This is a genomic window from Hylemonella sp. GW821-FHT10B10 (assembly GCF_059415585.1).
The window spans coordinates 209,474-229,911 of record NZ_JBWKNN010000003.1 but is presented as its reverse complement, the minus strand read 5'-3'; the positions used below and the strand labels follow the sequence as shown (position 1 = coordinate 229,911).

Sequence of the window (20,438 nt, the reverse complement as noted above, 5' to 3'; positions counted from 1 at the left end):
GCCGCCGGCTTTATTCAGCGACGGGTTCTGCGGCCTCGTTGAGCAAGGGAATGCCCAGCGACTCGCGCACCTTGTTTTCGATCTCGTGCGCCAACTCCGTGTTCTCGCGCAGGAACTCGCGTGCGTTGTCGCGGCCCTGGCCGATTTTTTCGCCGTTGTAGGCATACCAGGCGCCGGATTTTTCGATGATCTTGGCGTTGACACCCATATCGATGATCTCGCCCTCGCGGCTGATGCCCTCGCCGAACAGGATGTCGAATTCGGCGGTCTTGAAGGGTGGCGCCACCTTGTTCTTGACGATCTTGACCTTGGTCTCGTTACCAATGGCCTCCTCGCCCTTCTTGATGGTGCCGGTGCGGCGGATGTCAATGCGCACCGAGGCGTAGAACTTCAGCGCGTTACCGCCTGTCGTGGTTTCGGGGCTGCCGAACATCACGCCGATCTTCATGCGGATCTGGTTGATGAAGATCACCATGCAATTGGTCTTCTTGATGGTGGCAGTGAGCTTGCGCAGGGCCTGGCTCATCAGGCGGGCCTGCAGACCGGGCAGGGAATCACCCATCTCGCCTTCGATCTCGGCCTTGGGGGTCAGGGCCGCCACCGAGTCGATCACGATCAGGTCCACGGCGCCGGAGCGCACCAGGCTGTCGACGATCTCCAGGGCCTGTTCCCCCGTGTCTGGCTGGCTGATCAGCAAGTCGGGCAGGTTGACGCCCAGTTTCTGCGCGTACTGCACGTCCAAGGCGTGTTCGGCATCCACGAAGGCGCAGGTACCGCCGATCTTCTGCATCTCGGCAATGACCTGCAGCGTCAGCGTGGTCTTGCCCGACGATTCCGGGCCGTAGATCTCGACCACACGGCCGCGCGGCAAGCCGCCCACGCCCAGGGCGATGTCCAGGCCCAGGGAGCCGGTGGAGACCACCTGGATGTCCTCGATCGCCTCGCCCTCACCCAGACGCATGATGGTGCCCTTGCCGAACTGCTTTTCGATCTGGGCCAGCGCGGCCTGCAGGGCCTTGGCTTTTTCGCTGTTGGCGACGCTGATGGATTTGCCGGATACGTCCATGGATGCTCTCCTTGTTGGGTTGACTGTTTCATCCAGTGTTTTTAACTACAGGCTGGATGCTTGACCAGTACTTTATGCGTGTTGTACTTTCATGTAAAGCTTCAATTTAGTCATTTTGGTTTACTATCTGCCAATGCCGGCAACGACGCTTTCTGCACCGATTGATGGCGGCTGGCGCCAGACCCACCTGGGCCGCCTGCTAGGCCATGCCATGCGGCGTTTCGACGAGCGCGTGCTGCACCTGATGGCACAGGACGCCGAAGTCCCCCTGAGCCTGTCCAACCTGGCAGCGCGCGGCAAGATCAGCGCGGCCCACATCCACATCACGCGCCACCTGGCGCTGGATGGCGCCCGACTCCAGGAACTGGCGGCATTGGCAGGGATGAGCAAGCAGGCCATGGGCAAGCTGGTCGACCAGTGCGAAGCCTGGGGGCTGGTCACACGTGAAGCCGATCCTCGCGACGGCCGGGCCCGGCTGGTGCGCTTCACCCCGGTAGGCCTGGACTGGCTGCGCGGCTTCCAGCGGGCTGTGGTGCAGGCGGAAACCGAGTTGAAACAGGCCGTCAGTCCCGAGGTGGCGGCCGTCATTGCCTTGGGCCTGGAGGCCTACGCCAGCGCCTAGAATCGTCCTGACACACCACGCCGAGCCGGCGCCCACAGCCGGCAAGCCCCAGGAGACACGCATGCGGATATTGATCGCCGAAGACGACCAGGTGCTGGCCGACGGCTTGTTGCGCACCCTGCGCAGTTCTGGCGCGGCGGTAAACCACGTGGCCAACGGGACCGAGGCCGACGCCGCGCTCATGACCAACACCGAGTTCGACTTGCTGATCCTGGACCTGGGTCTGCCCAAGATGCATGGCCTGGAAGTGCTCAAAAAGCTGCGCGCGCGCGGTTCCAGCCTGCCGGTGCTCATCCTCACTGCCGCGGACAGCGTGGAAGAGCGCGTCAAAGGTCTGGACTACGGCGCCGACGACTACATGGCCAAGCCTTTTTCGCTGCAGGAGCTGGAAGCCCGCGTGCGCGCCCTCGTGCGCCGCGGCATGGGCGGTGCCAGCAGCCACATCAAGCACGGTCCCCTGGTCTATGACCAGGCCGGCCGCGTGGCCACCATCGACGGCAAGATGGTCGAACTCTCCGCGCGCGAACTCGGTCTGCTGGAAGTGCTGCTGCAGCGTACCGGCCGCCTGGTCAGCAAGGACCAGCTGGTCGAACGCCTGTGCGAATGGGGCGAGGAGGTCAGCAACAACGCCATCGAGGTCTACATCCATCGCTTGCGCAAGAAGATCGAGAAGGGGCCCATCCGTATCGCCACCGTGCGCGGCCTGGGCTACTGCCTTGAGAAGATCCAGAGCAGCTGAGCTGCCGGACCGGGACGTTTCCAGAGTAGCGGCTGCATCGTGAAACTCTTCCAACGCGAGCAGCGCTCACTTTTTGGTGAGATCCTGGACTGGATGCTCACGCCCCTGCTGCTGCTGTGGCCCATCAGCCTGGTGCTGACCTGGCTGGTCGCGCAGGGCATCGCCGGCAAGCCTTTCGACCGCACGCTCGAATACAACGTCAACGCCCTGGCCCAGCTGGTCACGGTCAACCAGCAGCACGTGCAATTCAACCTGCCTCTGCCGGCACGGGAACTGCTGCGCGCCGACGACATCGACACGGTCTACTACCAGGTCCTGGGCGCGCGCGGCGAATACCTCAGCGGCGAGCACGACTTCCCGCTGCCCCCAGGAGACGCGCCGGTCACACCCGGCGAGGTGCGCCTGCGGGACGACACCTTTCACGGCCAGGACATCCGGGTTGCCTATATGTGGGTGCCGCTGGACACGCAGGCCAAGCGCACGGTGTTGGTCCAGGTGGCCGAGACCCTGGACAAGCGCTCGGTGCTGGCGGCCGAGATCATCAAGGGCGTGATGCTGCCCCAGTTCGTGACTTTGCCGCTGGCCGTGCTGCTGGTCTGGCTGGCGCTGGTGCAGGCGATCAAGCCGCTCAACCGACTGGAAGAACGCATACGCGCCCGCCGCCCCGACGACCTCAGTCCGCTGGACGCGCAGGCGGTGCCGCTGGAAGTGGCCCCCCTGGTGTCCTCGGTCAACGATCTGCTGCTGCGGCTCAAGGATTCGATCGGCGCGCAAAAACGCTTCCTGGCCGACGCCGCCCACCAGCTAAAGACACCCCTGGCCGGTCTGCGCATGCAGGCTGACCTGGCCCAGCGCGAGGGCACCAGCACCGAGGAGCTCAAGGTCTCGCTGCGCCAGATCGGCCGGGCCAGCGTTCGCGCCACCCACACCGTCAACCAGCTGCTGGCGCTGGCACGCGCCGAGGCCGGCACCACGGCCATGAGCCGTCAGCCCTGTGACCTGGCCCGGCTTACCATGGAAGTCGTGCAGGACTGCGTGCCGCGCGCCATGGACAAGCACATCGACCTGGGTTACGAAGGCGCCCAACCCGGCATGCCCGGCGTCATGCTCGAAGGCAATCCCACCCTGCTCAAGGAACTGGTGCGCAACCTGCTGGACAACGCCTTGAGCTACACGCCCTCCAGCGCGGACAGGCCCGGCGTCATCACGGCGCGTGTGCTGGCCGACCCTTTCGGCAAGATCATCGTGTTGCAGGTGGAAGATTCCGGGCCGGGCATTGCGCTGGCGGAACGCGAGCTGGTGTTCCAGCCCTTTTACCGGGCCTTGGGCAATGACGTCGACGGATCGGGCCTGGGCCTGCCCATCGCGCAGGAAATTGCGCAGCAGCACCATGCCCGCATCAGTGTGGAGGACACGCGTCCCGGCCAGACCCCTCCCGGGGCACGCTTCACGGTCCGCTTTGACCTGACGCCGGAGTAGAGTGCTTCTCAGCGGCAGCTGCGCAGCGTCTTGTCACCCAGCGCGGACTTGAGCTCTTCCAACTTGGGCCGCAGCGCTTCGTCGGCCGCGGGAATGCGCAGCTGGCTTTGCCGGATTTCGAGCCGCTCCTGCACCACGCGCGCGGTCCGCACGCCGCGCTTTTGCAGCGCCGCCAGTTCGGCCTGGGCCTGGGCTTGGGTCTCGAAACGACCCAACGAAAGACCTAGCTGCAATTCCGGGTTGTCCAGGGACTGCAGCTTGAGTTTCATCTTCTCCAACTCTGCGCGCTTTTTATCCTGAGCTGCTGCGTTGGGAAACTTGCCCATGTAGACGATCCAGCGTGCCGGCTCCACCAGCAGTTCCAGCGACCAGGCACCAGCAGGCAAGGAGGCTTCCAACGCCTTGCGCACGGTTTCGGTCTGGACCTCGTCGAACAGGCCGGCCTGCAGGCATTCCGGTGGTTTGGGCGGTGTCAACGCAACCTGCTCGGCCCGGCGCCCTTCGTCGGTCGGCAGGATGCGGATCGCCTCGGGGCGAATCTGCTGGGTCAGGCGCTGCGGCTCGCTCTGTTCGGCCGGCGCCCAGCCGTAAGTGCGCAGCATGCCGTGCGACCAGGCGAAATAGGCGGCGTTCAGCAGGACCAGGAGCAGGACGAGGAGGCGCAACATGAATGGGGCTTCACTTCGAGGGGCGGACGCTGACTTCGGCGCTGGAGATTTTCTTCAGCCCGCCGGAAGTATGCACCAGCAGGGCGCCGCCGCCGTCCACGCCCCGAGCGTGGCCAGTCGTGCCATCGCTCAGGATCACCTCGCGTCCGGCCAGGGCATCGCGCGCGGCATAGGCTGGCTGGAAAGGCCCCCAGCCCTGGGCCTCAAAGCGTTGAACGTCCGCCACCAGCGCCGCGGCCACACGCTGCAGGGCCTGCGGCGCGGTCATGCCCGGCTCGAGCTCCTGCAGCCAGGCCGGTGGCGTGGCCAGGCCGGTACCATCACGCGGCGTGATGTTGATCCCCACGCCGATCACCGCGTAACGTGCGTCGTGGATCTGTGTGGTTTCGATCAGGATGCCGGCCAGCTTGCGGTCGGCCAGCCAGACATCATTGGGCCACTTGAGTTGCAGGTCCGGGTGCAGGCTCTGCACCACGCTCAGGCCTACGGCGAGCGACAGGCCCGACCAGTCGGCCATCTGCAGGGGCAGGCCCAGCGAGAACATCAGCACATCCCCGGGCCGCACACCGCTGCTCCACTGCCGCCCCAGACGGCCGCGACCCGCGGTCTGCTCCTCGGCCACCAGCAGCACGGGCTCCAGGCGGCCGGCGCGCGCACGGCGCATCAGCTCGGTGTTGGTGGAGTCCAGCTGCGGCAGCACCTCGACTGTGAAGCCGGGCAGGGCAGGCGCAACGCCCTCCCAGATGGCTTCAGCCGGCCACCGAAGCATGGTTCAACGCTTGCCGCGTTTGGGGGCCAGCAGGGTACCGCGGCAGTTCTTGCTGCCGCACCAGCAGGGGTACTCGGCCTTGAGTTTCGGGGTGTAGGGTTCGTCGATGATCAGGCCATAGTCGTAGTTCAGCTCTTCGCCGGCCTTGATCTTGCGCAGGGACTTGATGAAGACCCGGCCTTCTTCCTCGTCGGCCTCGCAATTCGGCGCACAGGAATGGTTGATCCAGCGCGAGGAATTGCCGCCGACCTTGGCGTCGATGACATGGTCTTCATCGACGTGAAAGTAGAAGGTGTGGTTGGGATCCTTGGGATCGTGGGGGTGGCGGCGCAGCGCCTCCTTCCAGTTGATGATCTCGCCCACGTACTCGATGATGATCTCGCCCTTGGGGATGTCCTGGACGGCAAAGACCCCCTTGCCATGTACGCCGGAGCGTCGGGTTTGGATACGGCGGCCGGGCTCGGAAACGGAATTCTTGGACACTGCTGAAAAATTTGGTAAGGTGAACTCGTATGGGCGCGCGCGCGTGCCCGTGTGTGCGTGCGCGTATGCGCGCGCGAGAAACTGGATTGTAGTCAGATGAAAACCCTGGTCATTGCAGAAAAGCCTTCGGTCGCCCAAGACATCGTGCGGGCACTCACGCCCACCGCCGGCAAGTTCGAGAAACACGACGAGCATTTCGAGAGCGACAGCTATGTCGTCACGAGCGCCGTCGGCCACCTGGTCGAGATCCAGGCACCGGAGCAGTACGACGTGAAACGCGGCAAGTGGAGCTTTGCCCACCTGCCGGTGATTCCGCCCCATTTCGACCTGAAACCGGTCGACAAGACCAAGACCCGCCTGAACGCCGTGGTCAAGCTGGCCAAGCGCAAGGATGTGGACAAGCTCATCAACGCCTGCGACGCGGGCCGCGAGGGTGAACTGATCTTCCGCCTTATCGAGCAATATGCCGGCGGCGCCAAGCCCCTGGGCAAGCCGGTCTCGCGCCTTTGGCTGCAAAGCATGACGCCCCAGGCCATCCGCGACGGTTTCGACAAGCTGCGCAGCGACAAGCAGATGCTGCCCCTGGCCGACGCCGCGCGCAGCCGCTCCGAGGCCGACTGGCTGGTGGGCATCAACGGCACGCGCGCCATGACCGCCTTCAACTCGCGCGACGGCGGCTTCTTCCTCACCACCGTGGGCCGCGTGCAGACGCCGACCCTGGCCGTGGTCGTTGAGCGCGAGGAGCAGATCCGCAAGTTCATCAGCCGCAACTACTGGGAGGTGCATGCCAGCTTCGGTGCCCAGGCCGGTGAGTACGCGGGCAAGTGGTTCGATCCCAAGTGGAAAAAAACCGAGGACGACGCCGAGAAGCGGGCCGACCGCGTCTGGAGCGAAAAGGAAGCCACCGCCATTGCCGATGCCGTGCGCGGCCAGACCGCCACGGTGAGCGAAGAAAGCAAGCCCAGCAACCAGGCCTCGCCCATGCTGTTCGACCTAACCAGCCTGCAACGCGAGGCCAACGGCAAGTTCGGCTTCTCCGCCAAAACCACGCTGTCCATCGCGCAAAGCCTGTACGAGCGCCACAAGGCCCTGACCTACCCGCGAACCGATTCACGCCACCTGCCCGAGGACTACCTCGCCGTGGCCAAGGAGACCTTCGGCATGCTGGCCGATTCCGGCATGAAGCACCTGGCCCCGCACGCGGCCACGGCGCTCAAAGGCGGCTACGTCAAGCCCAACAAACGTATCTTCGACAACGCCAAGGTCAGCGACCACTTTGCCATCATCCCCACGTTGCAGGCGCCCAGCGGCCTGAGCGAAGCCGAGCAGAAGCTTTACGACCTGGTGGCACGCCGTTTCATGGCGATCTTTTTCCCCAGCGCCGAGTACCAGATCACCACCCGCATCACCGCAGCCGCCGGTCACAATTTCAAGAGCGAGGGCAAGGTGCTGGTCAAGCCAGGTTGGCTGGCCATCTACGGTAAGGAAGCCGATGACGAGATGGCACCGGGTGAGGGCAGCAGCAAGACCCTGGTGCCTGTGCAAGCCGGCGAAAATGTGAAGACTCAAGCGGTCGATCCCAAGGGACTCAAAACCCGCCCACCGGCCCGCTATTCGGAAGCCACGCTGCTGTCCGCCATGGAAGGTGCGGGCAAGCTGATCGAGGACGACGAGCTGCGCGAGGCCATGAACGAGAAAGGTCTGGGCACACCGGCCACACGCGCGGCCATCATCGAAGGCCTGCTGAACGAGAAGTACATGCTGCGCGAGGGCCGCGAGCTGATCCCAACCGCCAAGGCCTTCCAGCTCATGACGCTGCTGCGCGGTCTGGGTGTGGAAGAACTCTCCAAGCCCGAGCTGACCGGTGAGTGGGAATACAAGCTCTCGGAAATGGAGCATGGTCGCCTTTCGCGCGCCGAGTTCATGCGCGAGATTGCGGCCATGACCGAGCACATCGTCAAGAAAGCCAAGGAATACGACCGGGACACCATCCCGGGTGACTACGCGACGCTGACGACGCCCTGCCCGAACTGTGGCGGTGTGGTCAAGGAAAACTACCGCCGTTATGCCTGCGTCGGCAAGAGCGGTGCCACGGAAGGCTGTGGTTTCTCTTTCGGCAAGACGCCGGCTGGCCGCACCTTCGAGGTCGCGGAAGTCGAGCAGTTTTTGCGCGACAAGCGCATCGGTCCGCTGGACGGCTTCCGCTCCAAAGCGGGCTGGCCTTTCACGGCCGAGATGGTCATCAAGTTCGACGAAGAAACCAAGAACTACAAGCTCGAGTTCGACTTCGGCAATGACAACGCCGAAGAAACCGGCGAGCTGGTGGACTTCTCCGGCAAGGAATCTCTGGGCGCCTGTCCCAAATGCGGCGGCGCTGTTTACGAGCATGGCAAGAACTACGTCTGTGAAAAGACCGTGCCTACCCTGGCCCAGCCCACGCCGAGCTGCGACTTCAAGAGCGGTCAAATCATCCTGCAACAGCCCATCGAACGCGAACAGATGGTCAAGCTGCTGAGCACGGGCAAGACCGATCTGCTCGACAAGTTTGTCTCCATGCGCACGCGCCGCCCCTTCAAGGCCTTCCTGGCCTGGAGCGCGGAGGAGAACAAGGTCGCCTTCGAGTTCGCTCCGTCCAAGTTCCCGCCACGCAAGACCGCGGCCAAAACTGCGACCGGCGCAGCCGCCAAGACGACCGGGCCCGCCGCCAAAAAGGCAGCGGCGAAGAAGGTGGCGGCGAAAAAGGCCCCCGCCAAAAGAGCCGCGGCGACCAAGGCCCCGCGCAAGGCCTCCGCCGGCCTGACTCCCAGCGCCGAACTGGCCGCCGTGATCGGTAACGAGCCGGTGGCACGCACGGCGGTGGTCAAGAAGCTGTGGGACTACATCAAGGCCCAAGGCCTGCAAGACGCCAAGGACAAACGCACCATCAAGGCCGACGCCAAGCTCAAACCGGTCTTTGGCAAGGACAAGGTGACGATGTTCGAAATCGCGGGCCTGATCGGCAAACACCTGAGCTGATCGCGAACATAAAAAAGGCGGTGCAGTGCACCGCCTTTTTTCTTGGCCAAGACCGATGGTCTTACTTGGCGACCACGCGCGCCATCTCCAGGCATTTGTTGGAGTAGCCCCACTCGTTGTCGTACCAGGCCACAACCTTGATGAAGGTCTTGTCCAGGGCGATGCCGGCGTCGGCATCGAACACAGAGGTGCAGGTCTCGCCGCGGAAGTCGGTGGCGACCACCTTGTCTTCGGTGTAGCCCAGGATGCCCTTGAGCGCGCCCAGACTCTGGGCCTTCATCTCGGCGCAGATCTCCTTGTAATCGGCTTCCTTGTTGAGCTCGACGGTCAGGTCGACCACGGAGACGTCACTGGTCGGCACGCGAAAGGACATGCCCGTGAGCTTCTTGTTGAGTTCGGGGATCACGACGCCCACGGCCTTGGCAGCACCGGTGGAGGAGGGAATGATGTTCTCCAGGATGCCGCGGCCGCCGCGCCAGTCCTTGTTCGAAGGACCGTCCACCGTCTTCTGCGTGGCGGTGGCAGCGTGCACGGTGGTCATCAGGCCGCGCTTGATACCCCACTTGTCATTGAGTACCTTGGCCACGGGAGCCAGGCAGTTGGTAGTGCAAGAGGCGTTGGAGATGATGGCCTGGCCGGCGTAGGTCTTGTCGTTCACGCCATAGACGAACATGGGCGTGTCGTCCTTGGAGGGAGCGGAGATGATGACCTTCTTGGCCCCTGCGGCCAGGTGCTTCTCGGCGCCGGCCTTGTCCAGGAACAGGCCGGTGGATTCGATGACGACGTTGGCACCGACTTCGTTCCACTTGAGGTTGGCCGGATCACGCTCCTGCGTGAGGCGAATCTTCTTGCCGTTGACGATCAGGTTGCTGCCCTCGACCGAGACTTCGCCCTTGAAGCGGCCGTGCACGCTGTCGTACTTGAGCATATAGGCCAGGTAGTCGGGCTCGAGCAAGTCGTTGATGCCAACGATTTCGACGTCCTTGAAATTCTGTACCGCCGAACGCAGCACGTTGCGGCCGATACGCCCGAAACCGTTGATGCCTACCTTGATCGTCATGATGAACCCTCTGTGAAAAGTTGAAAAACTGGAATCCGGATCAGCCCTTGGCCAGAGCGGCCTGCACCGTCTGCGCCACATTCTCTGCGGTGAAGCCGAAGTGCTTGAACAGCACCGGGGCCGGGGCCGACTCACCGTAGGTGTCGATGCCCACCACGGCGGCGCAGCCGTATTTCCACCAGCCGTCGCTCACACCCATCTCCACCGCCACGCGAGGCAGGCCGGCCGGCAACACGGCCTGCTTGTAGGCAGGCTTCTGCTGGTCGAAGGTGGTGGTGCTGGGCATGGAGACCACGCGCACCGAAATTTTCTTCGCCGCGAGCAGTTCCTGAGCCTTCAAGGCCAGCTGTACTTCGGAACCGGTGGCAATGATCACGGCCTGGGCCTTTTTCTTCAGCCCCAGGTCGGCCGGTTCGGACAGCACATAGGCACCGCGGCTAATGTCGCCCAGGTCTTTCTTGGCGGCATAGGGTACGTTCTGGCGGCTCAGCAGCAGGGCGGTGGGCTTGCGCTTGTTCTGCAGAGCCACCGCCCAGGCCACGGCGGTCTCGGCCGTGTCGGCCGGACGCCAAACGTCCAGATTGGGAATCAGGCGCAGGCTCGCTGCGTGTTCGACCGACTGGTGGGTGGGGCCATCCTCGCCCAGGCCAATCGAGTCGTGCGTGAACACATGCACCACACGCTGTTTCATCAGCGCAGCCATGCGGATGGCGTTGCGCGAGTAATCGCTGAAGGTCAGGAAGGTGCCGCCATAGGGGATGTAGCCCCCATGCAGGCCGATGCCGTTCATGATGGCGGCCATGCCGAACTCGCGCACGCCGTAGTTGATATGACGGCCGCCGTTGCCTTGGCCTTGCACGTCAAAACGTAGGCTGGGCGTGTGGCTGGTGTTGGTCAGGTTGGAGCCGGTCAGGTCGGCCGAACCGCCCAGCAGCTCGGGCAGGGCGGCCGTGAAGGCTTCCAGCGCAATCTGGCTGGCTTTGCGCGTGGCCACGGTCTCGGCCTTGGTGTGGGCTGCGACAGCAGCATCCACCGCCACTTGGGCGAAAGCCTTGGGCAGGTCACCCGCCATGCGGCGCTTGAACTCGGCGGCGAGTTCGGGATAGGCCGCCGCGTAGGCCGCAAATTTCTGGTTCCAGTTCTGTTCGCTTTGCTGCCCGCGCGCCTTGGCGTCCCAGTCGGCATAGACCGTGGCCGGGATCTCGAAGGGTGCGTGTTCCCAGCCCAGCGCTGCACGCGTAAGCTGGATTTCCTCGGCACCCAAGGGCTCGCCGTGGGCCTTGGCCGTGTTGGCACGGTTGGGCGAGCCGTGGCCAATGGCGGTCTTGCAGATGATCAACGTCGGCTTGTCTTCGGTCTTCTTGGCCCGGGCCAGGGCCTCGGACATGGCCGCCGTGTCATGGCCGTTGATCGGGCCTATGACGTTCCAGCCATAGGACACGAAACGCAGTGCAGCGTTGTCGCCATACCAAGGCGCCACCTGACCGTCGATGGAGATGCCGTTGTCGTCGTACAGGGCGATCAGCTTGTTGAGTTTCCAGGCGCCGGCCAGTGAGGCGGCCTCGTGGCTGATGCCTTCCATCATGCAGCCGTCACCCAAGAAAACATAAGTATGGTGGTCGACGATGGTGTGCTTGTCGCGGTTGAATTCCCTGGCCAGCAGCTTCTCGGCCAGGGCCATGCCCACGGCGTTGGTCAGGCCCTGGCCCAGGGGGCCGGTGGTGGTTTCCACGCCGGGCGTATGGCCAGTCTCGGGGTGGCCGGCGGTCTTGCTGCCGAGCTGGCGGAAGTTCTTCAGCTCCTTCATCGGCAGGTCGTAACCCGTCAGGTGCAACAGCGCGTACAGCAGCATGGAGGCATGGCCGTTGGACAGCACGAAGCGGTCGCGGTCGGCCCACTGCGGGTTGGTCGGGTTGTGCTTGAGGTGTTCACCCCAAAGCGCGACGGCCATGTCAGCCATGCCCATGGGCGCACCGGGGTGTCCGGAATTGGCTTGTTGCACTGCGTCCATTGCCAGCGCGCGGATTGCGTTGGCCATCTGTCGGGTATTTGCCATGTAAGGCCGCTCCGGTAGGGGGGTGTCAGGGGTAAACCCGGCATTTTACCGGGGCCGCCTTATGGCTTCTGCAACGCCGGCTGATACCCGAGCGCATGGTCTACAGTGCAGGCTGTGCAAGCCTCCAATTCCATCACTGCCATGCTGCTGGCCGCCGGTCGCGGCGAGCGCATGCGCCCGCTGACCGACGCCACGCCCAAGCCTTTGCTAGGCGTACAGGGCAAACCGTTGCTGCAATGGCATGTCGATGCGCTGGCCGGAGCGGGTTTCGACGACTTCGTGATCAACACCGCCTGGCTCGGTGAACAGATCCCCGCGTACTTCGGACCAGAGCCCCGCAGCAGTGAGGGACGACCCCTGACCATTCGCTACTCCTGGGAAGGGCTGGACTTCGGCGGTGCGCTGGAGACGGCCGGCGGCATCGTTCGCGCGCTGCCCCTGCTGAGCGATATTTTCTGGATCGTGGCCGGTGACGTCTACGCCCCGGGGTTCCCTTTTTCACTGCAGGCCGTGCAGCGTTTCGCGCGCAGCGACAAGCTGGCCCATCTCTGGCTCGTGCCCAACCCACCGCACAACCCGCAGGGGGACTTTGGCCTGGGCAACGACCGCACGGCGCCCGGACGCCAGCTGGCCCTGAATCAGGCCGCGCTCAAGTACACCTACAGCACCATCGGCCTGTACCGGCGCGAGTTTTTCACCCGGCCCTGGTGCGAGATCCCGGCCGGCAATTCACAAGGCGTGAAAGCCCCCTTGGCCCCCATGTTGCGCCAGGCCATGGACAATCAGCGCATCAGCGCCGAGCTCTACACCGGGCCCTGGACCGACGTGGGCACGCCCGAGCGCCTGGCGCAACTCAACGAGACCGTCCGTACATGAGCACTGCCCCCAACACCGCCCTCTACGCCCAACGCCGCGCACGCCTGGCCGCCCAGCTCGGCCCTGACGCCGTGGCCATCGTGCCCACGGCACCCGAGCACCTGCGCAACCGCGACAGCGAGTTCCTCTTCCGCTTCGACAGCTACTTCCACTATCTCAGCGGCTTTGGCGAGCCCCATGCCTGGCTGGTGATCACCAGCTCCGGACACACCACGCTGTTCTGCCAGCCCAAGGACCTCGAACGCGAGATCTGGGACGGCATCCGCATGGGCCCCGAGGCGGCACCTGCGACGCTTGGGGTTGACGCAGCCTTCCCCGTCACCGAACTGGAGCAACGCCTGCCCAAGTTGCTCGAGAACAAGGCCACCGTCTGGTACCCGTTTGCCACCCACGCAGGCCTGGAAGGCCGGATCGATGGCTGGCTCAAGGCCGTGCGTACCCGCGTGCGCTACGGCGCGCTGTGCCCAGAATCCCAGCGCGATCTCTGCGCCCTGCTGGACGAAATGCGGCTGTTCAAGGATGGACATGAGCAGAACGTGATGCGCCGCGCTTCGCAGATCAGTGCCGGCGCCCATGTGCGCGCCATGCAGCTCGCTGCGCGCATGCTGCGCGCTGGCCAGGACGTGCGCGAATATCACCTGGACGCCGAGCTGCTGCACGAATTCCGCCGCCACGGCTCACAGTACCCGGCCTACGGCTCCATCGTCGCCGCTGGCGCCAACGCCTGCGTGCTGCACTATCGCGCCGACAACGCGCCCATCCGAGACGGCGAGCTGGTGCTGATCGATGCAGGCTGCGAGCTGGACGGCTACGCCAGCGACATCACCCGCACCTTCCCGGCCAATGGCAAGTTCACCGGCCCGCAACGCACGCTGTACGAACTGGTACTGGCCGCGCAGGACGCGGCCGTCGAGGCTACCCATGCCGGCGCTCGCTTTGTGGAGCCGCACGAGGCCACGGTGCGGGTGCTTGCGCAAGGCCTGCTGGACCTGGGTCTGCTGGACCGCCACAAGGTCGGCACGGTGGACGACGTGATTGCCAGCCGGGCCTATTTCCGCTACTACATGCACCGCACCGGCCACTGGCTAGGCATGGACGTGCACGACTGCGGCAGTTATGTGGAGCCCAGTGAACTGGGCAAGATCAGTGAGCGCAAGGACCCGCTCTCGGGCGAAATCATCAAGGACCGGCCCAGCCGCATCCTGCAACCCGGCATGTGCCTGACCATCGAACCCGGCCTCTATGTACGCCCGGCCGAAGATGTGCCGCGCGAGTACTGGAACATCGGCATCCGCATCGAGGACGACGCCTTCGTCACCGCCGATGGCTGCGAGCTGATCACGCGCGGCGTCCCCGTCCATCCCGACGAAATTGAAGCCGTCATGCGCGACTGACGCGTCGCGCAGACCGTCTATGACGGCTGTTGTGAGATCCAATTGGCCAGATTCATAGCAAAAAACTACCGTTGATGGGCCATCCATTGTTCATCAAAAGGTGTTCGTCACGGCCAATTTCGCCCGCGCCAACCTGTCCGCACTCAAGAAAACCGCCAGCTACTACCTGCTCCACATCACGGTGGCGGCCGGCATGGCCTACGCGGTCACGGGCGATCTGCTCATGTCATTCACACTCAGTCTGCTCGAGACTACAGTGCAGGCCTTTGCTTTTTTCTTTCATGAAAAACTCTGGGAACGCGCGGCGCAAAGGCCCGTTGTGCAGGCATCTGCACCCATCGAACCGCCAACACCTGAGCCCGGCCTTTGCGCATAAGTAGAAACCGAGGGCTTCTTTTCCTGGATTCACGGACCGAAATACACGCTTTCGAGGTCTACAATCCGATTCCCCATAGAAGCAGACCGTTGGGACGGGGCGTACGGATCACCGCACGGCTCGGCCCCATCACAAATCAGGCCTGCAGCAGGAGTTGATTGATGTCCAGCACCCCGTCGTCCAACGACAAGCGCGAGCAACTGCGTAGCGCCGCTCTCGAATACCACGAGTTCCCCACCCCCGGCAAGATCGCCATCGCTGCCACCAAGCAGCTGGTCAACCAGCACGATCTGTCTCTCGCCTACACCCCCGGTGTAGCCGCCCCGTGCGAAGAGATCGTCAAGAACCCCAACAACGCTTTCAAGTACACCAGCCGCGGCAACCTGGTGGGCGTGATCACCAACGGCACCGCCGTGCTGGGCCTGGGCGACATCGGCCCGCTGGCCTCCAAGCCGGTCATGGAAGGCAAGGGCGTGCTGTTCAAGAAGTTCGCCGGCATCGACGTCTTCGACATCGAGATCGACGAGAAGAAGGACTTGGACAAGCTGGTCGACATCATTGCCGCACTGGAACCCACTTTCGGCGGCATCAACCTTGAAGACATCAAGGCGCCGGATTGCTTCTACGTCGAGCGCAAGCTGCGCGAACGCATGAAGATCCCGGTCTTCCATGACGACCAGCACGGCACCGCCATCGTGGTGGCCGCCGGCCTGATCAACGGCCTGAAGGTCGCCGGCAAGGACATCAAGAACGTCAAGCTCGTCACCTCGGGCGCTGGCGCCGCCGCGCTGGCCTGCCTGGGCCTGCTGCTCAAAATGGGCATGCCGCGCAAGAACATCTGGGTAACCGACTTGGCCGGCGTGGTCTACGAAGGCCGAACCGAACTGATGGACGATGACAAGCGCCAGTACGCGCAGAAGACCGATGCCCGCAAGCTGGGCGATGTCATCGCCGACGCGGACATCTTCCTGGGCCTCTCGGCCGGCGGTGTGCTCAAGGCCGACATGGTCAAGCGCATGGCGCCCAAGCCCATCATCTTCGCGCTGGCCAATCCGAATCCGGAAATCGACCCCGCCGAAGCCAAGGCCGTGCGCGACGACGTGATCATGGCCACGGGCCGCACGGACTACCCGAACCAGATCAACAACGTTCTGTGTTTCCCCTACATCTTCCGCGGCGCCCTGGACGCACGGGCTTCCACCATCACCGACGAGATGGAGATCGCCGCAGTGCGCGCCATGGCCGAGCTGGCCCAGGCCGAGCAGAGTGAAGTGGTGGCGGCCGCCTACGCCGGGGAGCAGCTGTCCTTCGGCCCCAATTACCTGATCCCCAAGCCCTTCGATCCGCGCCTGATGATCAAGATCGCACCGGCTGTGGCCCAGGCGGCCATGGACAGCGGTGTGGCCCAGAACCCGATCACCGACATGGAGGCCTACCGCGAAAAACTGCAGGCCTTCGTCTACGCCTCGGGCACGACGATGAAGCCCATCTTCCAGGCGGCCAAGAAGGCCGCCAAGAAACGCGTGGCCTATGCCGAAGGCGAAGAAGAACGCGTGCTGCGTGCCGCGCAAATCGTCGTGGACGAGGGCATTGCCCGCCCCACGCTGATCGGCCGCCCAGCCATCATTGCGCAGCGCATTGAGAAGTTCGGCCTGCGCCTCAAGGAAGGCCAGGACTACGACGTGGTCAACGTCGAGCACGACGAGCGCTACCGCGACTTCTGGCAGACCTACCACCGCATGACCGAGCGCAAGGGCGTGACTGTGGCCATAGCGAAGATTGAACTGCGCCGCCGCCTCTCACTGATCGGCGCCATGCTGCTGCACAAGGGCCATGTGGACGGCCTGATCTGTGGCACCTGGGGCACCAACCCCATGCACCTGCAGTACATCGACCAGGTCATCGGCAAGCGCGCGGGCGTCAATACTTATGCCTGCATGAACGGCCTGTTGCTGCCGGATCGCCAGCTTTTCATCCTCGACACCCACGTCAACTACGACCCCAGCGCCGAGCAGCTGGCCGAGATCACCATCATGGCGGCCGAGGAAATGATGCGCTTCGGCCTGCGCCCCAAGGCTGCCCTGCTGAGCCATTCCAACTTCGGCAGCAGCAACCAGCCCAGCGCGATCAAAATGCGCCAGACCCTGGACCTGCTGCGCGTTCAGGCGCCCTGGCTGGAAGTCGACGGCGAGATGCATGGCGACGTGGCCCTGGACGCCGTGGCCCGCCGCGCCATCATGCCTAACAGCACGCTCAACGGCCCCGCCAACCTGCTGGTCATGCCCAATATCGACGCGGCCAATATTGCCTACAACCTGCTCAAGACAGCTGCCGGCGGCAACATTGCCATTGGCCCGGTTCTGCTGGGGGCCGCCCAGCCCGTGCACATCCTGACCGCCAGCACCACGGTGCGCCGCATCGTCAACATGACAGCGCTGACCGTGGCCGACGCTAACGCCTCACGCTGAAATCGGACGACAGCGAGCGCCAACTTAACGCTCTCCCTGCCGCAAGGGCCTGCCCAATAATTGGGCAGGCCCTTGCTTTTTTAGGCCAGATCGGCGACACTTGTGGGCTTGAATCCCTGGGGTTTACCCGGGGAGTAATAACAAGTTTGACTCATGGCGCGCAGCTTTGGCATCAAGTTGGTACTCACTGGCTTTTTGCTATCGCTAGCCTGTATGTCCACCGGTGTGGAGGCCAAAGGCCCAACACCAGTAGACGCGTCCATGACGGTGTCGGTGGCAGAACTGCCACGCCAGGGTGCGCACACCTATCGCCTGATTTTCCAGGGCGGGCCGTTTGCGTACGAGAAGGATGGCTCGGTGTTTGGCAACCGTGAGCGCTTGCTCCCGGTCCAGAAACGCGGTTACTACCGTGAATACACCGTGGCCCTGCCTGGCGTACGCAACCGGGGTACGCACCGGATTGTGTGTGGTGGCCCGCCGACGACGCCAGATGCCTGTTATTACACGGCCGATCACTATGCGAGCTTTCGCCGGATCGTGCCCTGACTCGAATCAGTGTTTAGTAAGAAAGTGACGCGGGGATGGATACACCACTTCGTACTGTAAGAACCAATATCGTTCAGTCGATCCGTGCCTTCCGGGTATCGGATCTGCAGGAGGCTGCCCAGGGCCTGGGTCATCACTTCCTGTATGCCAACCTGGCCCAGGCCCAGTCGCGGCAGGACGTGTTGGACCTGATCGCGCAGCAGTTCATGCTGCCGGCCAACGTGGGCAAGAACTTCGACGCCCTCTACGACTGCATGACCGACCCGCTGCACAAGTCGGGCCCGCAGCCGGGTTTCATCGCCGTGCTGGAACACATCCCGGCCAATGCCAAGTTCGACAAGGAAGCCCGCGAGCAACTGCTCGACATCTTCCGCGACGCGGCGGACTACTGGAGCGACCGCAAGGTCCCCTTCCGGTGTTTCTATTCTTTTCTGTAGCCCGTTCTGCACAAACCAGCCAAGCAGAACGGGCGAACGAGGCTAAGGTGGAAGGCGTCATCGCCGAGACCGCTCCCGCAACAGGAATTGAACTCAGCGAAGAAGGCGGCGAAAAGATGCCAACCGACAAGCTGCTCGACGTGTCGCCGCTGGCGCTGCGCATGAGCAGCCCCTTCAATGCAGGCTACTGGCTTGCTGCGGCCTGACCCGCTCTTCCCATGAAAAAGGCCCGTCGTTGACGGGCCTTTTTCTTTTCCGTGGCCGCGTTCAGCGGCGCTGCGCCAGGGCCACATATTCCGCCACCGGCACCTCCTCGGCACGGCGTTGCAAGTCGAAATCGCCAGAGACACCTTGCTCCTCGAGCCAGCGCCCGAGGGTGTGGCGCAAGATCTTGCGCCGTTGGCTGAAAGCCACCTGCACGAGCCCCTCCAGGCGCTTCACATCCACCGCGGCTGGCTGGGCATGGGGCACCATGCGTACCACGGCGCTGTCCACGCGCGGCGGCGGGTCGAAACTCTCGGGCGGCACAAAAAGTACGTTCTCCATGGCATAACGCCACTGCAACATCACGCTCAGGCGGCCATAGTCAGCCGTCGCGGGTGCGGCCACCATCCGGTCAATCACTTCTTTCTGCAGCATGAAGTGCTGGTCTTCGACCACCGCCACGTGCTCAAGCAGATGGAACAGGATGGGCGTGGAGATGTTGTAGGGCAGATTGCCGACCACCCGCAGCTTCTGCGTCTTTTGCGCCTGAGCCAGCTGCGTGAAATCGACCTTGAGCACGTCGGACTCCACCACCTCCAGCTGGGCGTGCGAACGCAGACGTGCCGCCAGATCGCGGTCCAGTTCGATGACGATCAGCCGCCCCAGGCGTTCAACGAGAGGCTGGGTAAGCGCCGCCAGGCCCGGGCCGATCTCGACCATGACCTGCTCCGGGTGCGGATCGATGGCGCGCACGATGCCATCGATGATGCCGTCATCAGCCAGGAAATGCTGGCCGAAACGTTTGCGCGGGATATGCTTCATTGCGGCGCTTCGCGCAACTCCACATAGGCGCGCGCGCGCGCATCACGCGCCCAGTTGGCATACGTCTCTTCGTATTTATTGTTGCGCAACATATTGCGCACCAGCTCGCGCTGGTCGCGTGCGCTGATCGCGGCGTTGCGACGTTCCAGCAGCTGGATCAGGTGCACGCCAAAACGCGAGATCAGGGGCTGGCTGATCTCGCCAGGTGCCAGCTGGTCCATGACCCGTTCGAATTCAGGCACGAATTGTCCGGGATTGGCCCAGCCCAGATCGCCGCCTTGGGCGGCACTGCCATCCTGAGATTGCTGGCGTGCCAGTGTTGCAAAGTCGGTCTCGCCGGCCACGATGCGTCGACGGAAATCGTTGAGCTTGTCGCGGGCCTGCGCCTCGTTCAGCTGGGTGCTGGGCACAAGCAGGATGTGGCGCGCATGGCTCTGCGTCACGGTCGCAGGTGGCAGACCGCTCAGGCGCCGCTCCAGCAGCTTGATGACGTGGAAACCAGCCCCGGACCGCACAGGCCCCGTCACCCCACCAGGCGCGAGCGCGCGTGCGGCCTCCAGGAACAGGGGGGGATAGCGATCTGCCGTGCGCAGGCCTAGCTGGCCGCCATTGACACGATCGGCGGCATCGGAAAATTCACGCACCAGCGCAGCAAAGTCTTCGCCGGCGCGCGCACGCTGCAGCGCGCGCTGGGCCTTGGCCTCCAGTTCGGCCACTTGCTGCTCACCGGCCCCCTCAGGCACGGCGACCAGCAGGTGCGCCATATTGATCTGCTGGTTGGACGGGTCCGCACTGCGTTCCTGCTGTTCGGTCAGGTACTGCTCCACCTCGGCATCACTGACACGCACCCGCCCCTCGACCTCCCGCTCACGCAACCGGGTCAGCAGCAGCTGGTCACGCAATTGCTCGCGAAAGCGCTGGAGATCGACGCCTTCCCGTTGCAGCTGCTGACGCAGCTGCGTGACGGACAGCTGGTTCTGGCTGGCCACGGACTGCTCGGCCTGGTCGATCGAAGGCTCATCGACCTTGATACCCTGCTCACGCGCCAGCTGCAGTTGCACACGCTCGCCGATCATCTGGTCCAGCACCTGCTTCGCGATCTCCCGCGCGTCCGGCAAGGGACGGCGCTGGGCCGAGAGCTGGCGCCGTATGCGTTCGACCTCGGCACGGACCTGCTGATTGGTGATGGGCTCGGCGTTGACCACGGCGACGATGTAGTCACCAGCCTGCGCGCCCGGCACCTGCGCCGCTGCTGGGGCCGACGTCGGGTTCGCGGGCGCACGCAGCCCCTGGGACCAGGCAGGCAGGCAGGCCAGAACCGCCAGGATCAGGGTCGAATATCGGTAGCTCGTCATGGG

Annotated in this window: 19 protein-coding genes; 11 read left to right on the top strand and 8 right to left on the bottom strand. The window is 64.0% G+C overall.

Annotation, left to right across the window (positions count from 1 at the left end; all coding sequences use genetic code 11):
* Window positions 1–10: 10 nt before the first annotated feature.
* Window positions 11–1,066: a recombinase RecA gene (recA, locus tag AC07NT_RS14655; RefSeq protein ID WP_498599387.1), complete on the bottom strand. Its 1,056-nt coding sequence runs from the start codon at window positions 1,064–1,066 to the stop codon at window positions 11–13.
* 133 nt (window positions 1,067–1,199) lie between these two features.
* Between recA and AC07NT_RS14650 the strand changes: the two genes are divergently transcribed.
* The 3 genes from AC07NT_RS14650 to AC07NT_RS14640 all read left to right on the top strand — a co-directional run bounded on the left by AC07NT_RS14650 (window position 1,200) and on the right by AC07NT_RS14640 (window position 3,906).
* Window positions 1,200–1,688, top strand: a complete 489-nt coding sequence (locus tag AC07NT_RS14650) for a MarR family winged helix-turn-helix transcriptional regulator (RefSeq protein ID WP_498599388.1) — start codon at window positions 1,200–1,202, stop codon at window positions 1,686–1,688.
* Between the two features lie 61 nt (window positions 1,689–1,749).
* Window positions 1,750–2,427, top strand: coding sequence for a response regulator (locus AC07NT_RS14645; RefSeq protein WP_498599389.1), 678 nt, complete (start codon window positions 1,750–1,752; stop codon window positions 2,425–2,427).
* A 39-nt stretch (window positions 2,428–2,466) separates the two neighbouring features.
* On the top strand, window positions 2,467–3,906 hold the full coding sequence (locus AC07NT_RS14640; RefSeq protein WP_498599390.1) for a sensor histidine kinase: 1,440 nt from the start codon (window positions 2,467–2,469) through the stop codon (window positions 3,904–3,906).
* Window positions 3,907–3,914: 8 nt separating this feature from the next.
* On the opposite strand, the gene AC07NT_RS14635 is transcribed toward AC07NT_RS14640, so the two are convergent.
* The 3 genes from AC07NT_RS14635 to AC07NT_RS14625 are packed head-to-tail and all read right to left on the bottom strand — an operon-like array spanning window position 3,915 to window position 5,826.
* Window positions 3,915–4,574, bottom strand: coding sequence for an SPOR domain-containing protein (locus AC07NT_RS14635; protein ID WP_498599391.1), 660 nt, complete (start codon window positions 4,572–4,574; stop codon window positions 3,915–3,917).
* 10 nt (window positions 4,575–4,584) lie between these two features.
* A complete protein-coding gene (locus AC07NT_RS14630) occupies window positions 4,585–5,343 on the bottom strand; it encodes a biotin--[acetyl-CoA-carboxylase] ligase (RefSeq protein WP_498599392.1) in 759 nt (252 codons plus the stop codon).
* 3 nt (window positions 5,344–5,346) lie between these two features.
* Complete coding sequence (locus tag AC07NT_RS14625) at window positions 5,347–5,826, bottom strand: SET domain-containing protein (RefSeq protein WP_498599393.1); 480 nt, start codon at window positions 5,824–5,826, stop codon at window positions 5,347–5,349.
* Window positions 5,827–5,922: 96 nt separating this feature from the next.
* On the opposite strand from AC07NT_RS14625, the gene AC07NT_RS14620 reads away from it, so the two are divergent.
* Window positions 5,923–8,841: a DNA topoisomerase III gene (locus AC07NT_RS14620; protein ID WP_498599394.1), complete on the top strand. Its 2,919-nt coding sequence runs from the start codon at window positions 5,923–5,925 to the stop codon at window positions 8,839–8,841.
* Between the two features lie 61 nt (window positions 8,842–8,902).
* Here the strand turns inward: AC07NT_RS14620 and gap are convergent, their stop codons facing one another.
* Together gap and tkt are read right to left on the bottom strand one after the other, a co-directional pair.
* Window positions 8,903–9,901 carry a type I glyceraldehyde-3-phosphate dehydrogenase gene (gene gap, locus AC07NT_RS14615; RefSeq protein ID WP_498599395.1) on the bottom strand — a complete coding sequence of 333 codons (999 nt, stop codon included), beginning with the start codon at window positions 9,899–9,901 and terminating at the stop codon, window positions 8,903–8,905.
* 40 nt (window positions 9,902–9,941) lie between these two features.
* Complete coding sequence (tkt, locus tag AC07NT_RS14610) at window positions 9,942–11,957, bottom strand: transketolase (RefSeq protein WP_498599396.1); 2,016 nt, start codon at window positions 11,955–11,957, stop codon at window positions 9,942–9,944.
* A 141-nt stretch (window positions 11,958–12,098) separates the two neighbouring features.
* On the opposite strand from tkt, the gene AC07NT_RS14605 reads away from it, so the two are divergent.
* From AC07NT_RS14605 to AC07NT_RS14575, 7 genes are all read left to right on the top strand, one after another.
* Window positions 12,099–12,833 carry a nucleotidyltransferase family protein gene (locus AC07NT_RS14605; protein WP_498599667.1) on the top strand — a complete coding sequence of 245 codons (735 nt, stop codon included), beginning with the start codon at window positions 12,099–12,101 and terminating at the stop codon, window positions 12,831–12,833.
* The gene (locus AC07NT_RS14600; protein WP_498599397.1) at window positions 12,830–14,227 is read left to right on the top strand and encodes an aminopeptidase P N-terminal domain-containing protein; all 1,398 of its coding nucleotides are present in this window, start codon (window positions 12,830–12,832) and stop codon (window positions 14,225–14,227) included. Before AC07NT_RS14605 ends, AC07NT_RS14600 begins: the two co-directional genes overlap by 4 nt.
* A gap of 100 nt (window positions 14,228–14,327) precedes the next feature.
* Entirely contained in the window at window positions 14,328–14,603 is a 276-nt protein-coding gene (locus AC07NT_RS14595; protein ID WP_498599398.1) for a DUF2061 domain-containing protein, read from the top strand.
* Window positions 14,604–14,764: 161 nt separating this feature from the next.
* Window positions 14,765–17,071, top strand: a complete 2,307-nt coding sequence (locus tag AC07NT_RS14590) for an NADP-dependent malic enzyme (protein WP_498599399.1) — start codon at window positions 14,765–14,767, stop codon at window positions 17,069–17,071.
* A 213-nt stretch (window positions 17,072–17,284) separates the two neighbouring features.
* Window positions 17,285–17,617, top strand: coding sequence for a guanyl-specific ribonuclease (locus AC07NT_RS14585; protein ID WP_498599669.1), 333 nt, complete (start codon window positions 17,285–17,287; stop codon window positions 17,615–17,617).
* 35 nt (window positions 17,618–17,652) lie between these two features.
* Window positions 17,653–18,054 (top strand): barstar family protein, encoded by a 402-nt coding sequence (locus AC07NT_RS14580; protein WP_498599400.1) that lies wholly within the window; start codon window positions 17,653–17,655, stop codon window positions 18,052–18,054.
* A gap of 47 nt (window positions 18,055–18,101) precedes the next feature.
* Complete coding sequence (locus AC07NT_RS14575) at window positions 18,102–18,260, top strand: hypothetical protein (protein WP_498599401.1); 159 nt, start codon at window positions 18,102–18,104, stop codon at window positions 18,258–18,260.
* A gap of 61 nt (window positions 18,261–18,321) precedes the next feature.
* On the opposite strand, the gene rsmA is transcribed toward AC07NT_RS14575, so the two are convergent.
* Complete coding sequence (gene rsmA / locus AC07NT_RS14570; RefSeq protein ID WP_498599402.1) at window positions 18,322–19,080, bottom strand: 16S rRNA (adenine(1518)-N(6)/adenine(1519)-N(6))-dimethyltransferase RsmA; 759 nt, start codon at window positions 19,078–19,080, stop codon at window positions 18,322–18,324.
* Window positions 19,077–20,435 carry a peptidylprolyl isomerase gene (locus AC07NT_RS14565; protein ID WP_498599403.1) on the bottom strand — a complete coding sequence of 453 codons (1,359 nt, stop codon included), beginning with the start codon at window positions 20,433–20,435 and terminating at the stop codon, window positions 19,077–19,079. Before AC07NT_RS14565 ends, rsmA begins: the two co-directional genes overlap by 4 nt.
* Between the last annotated feature and the right edge of the window lie 3 nt (window positions 20,436–20,438).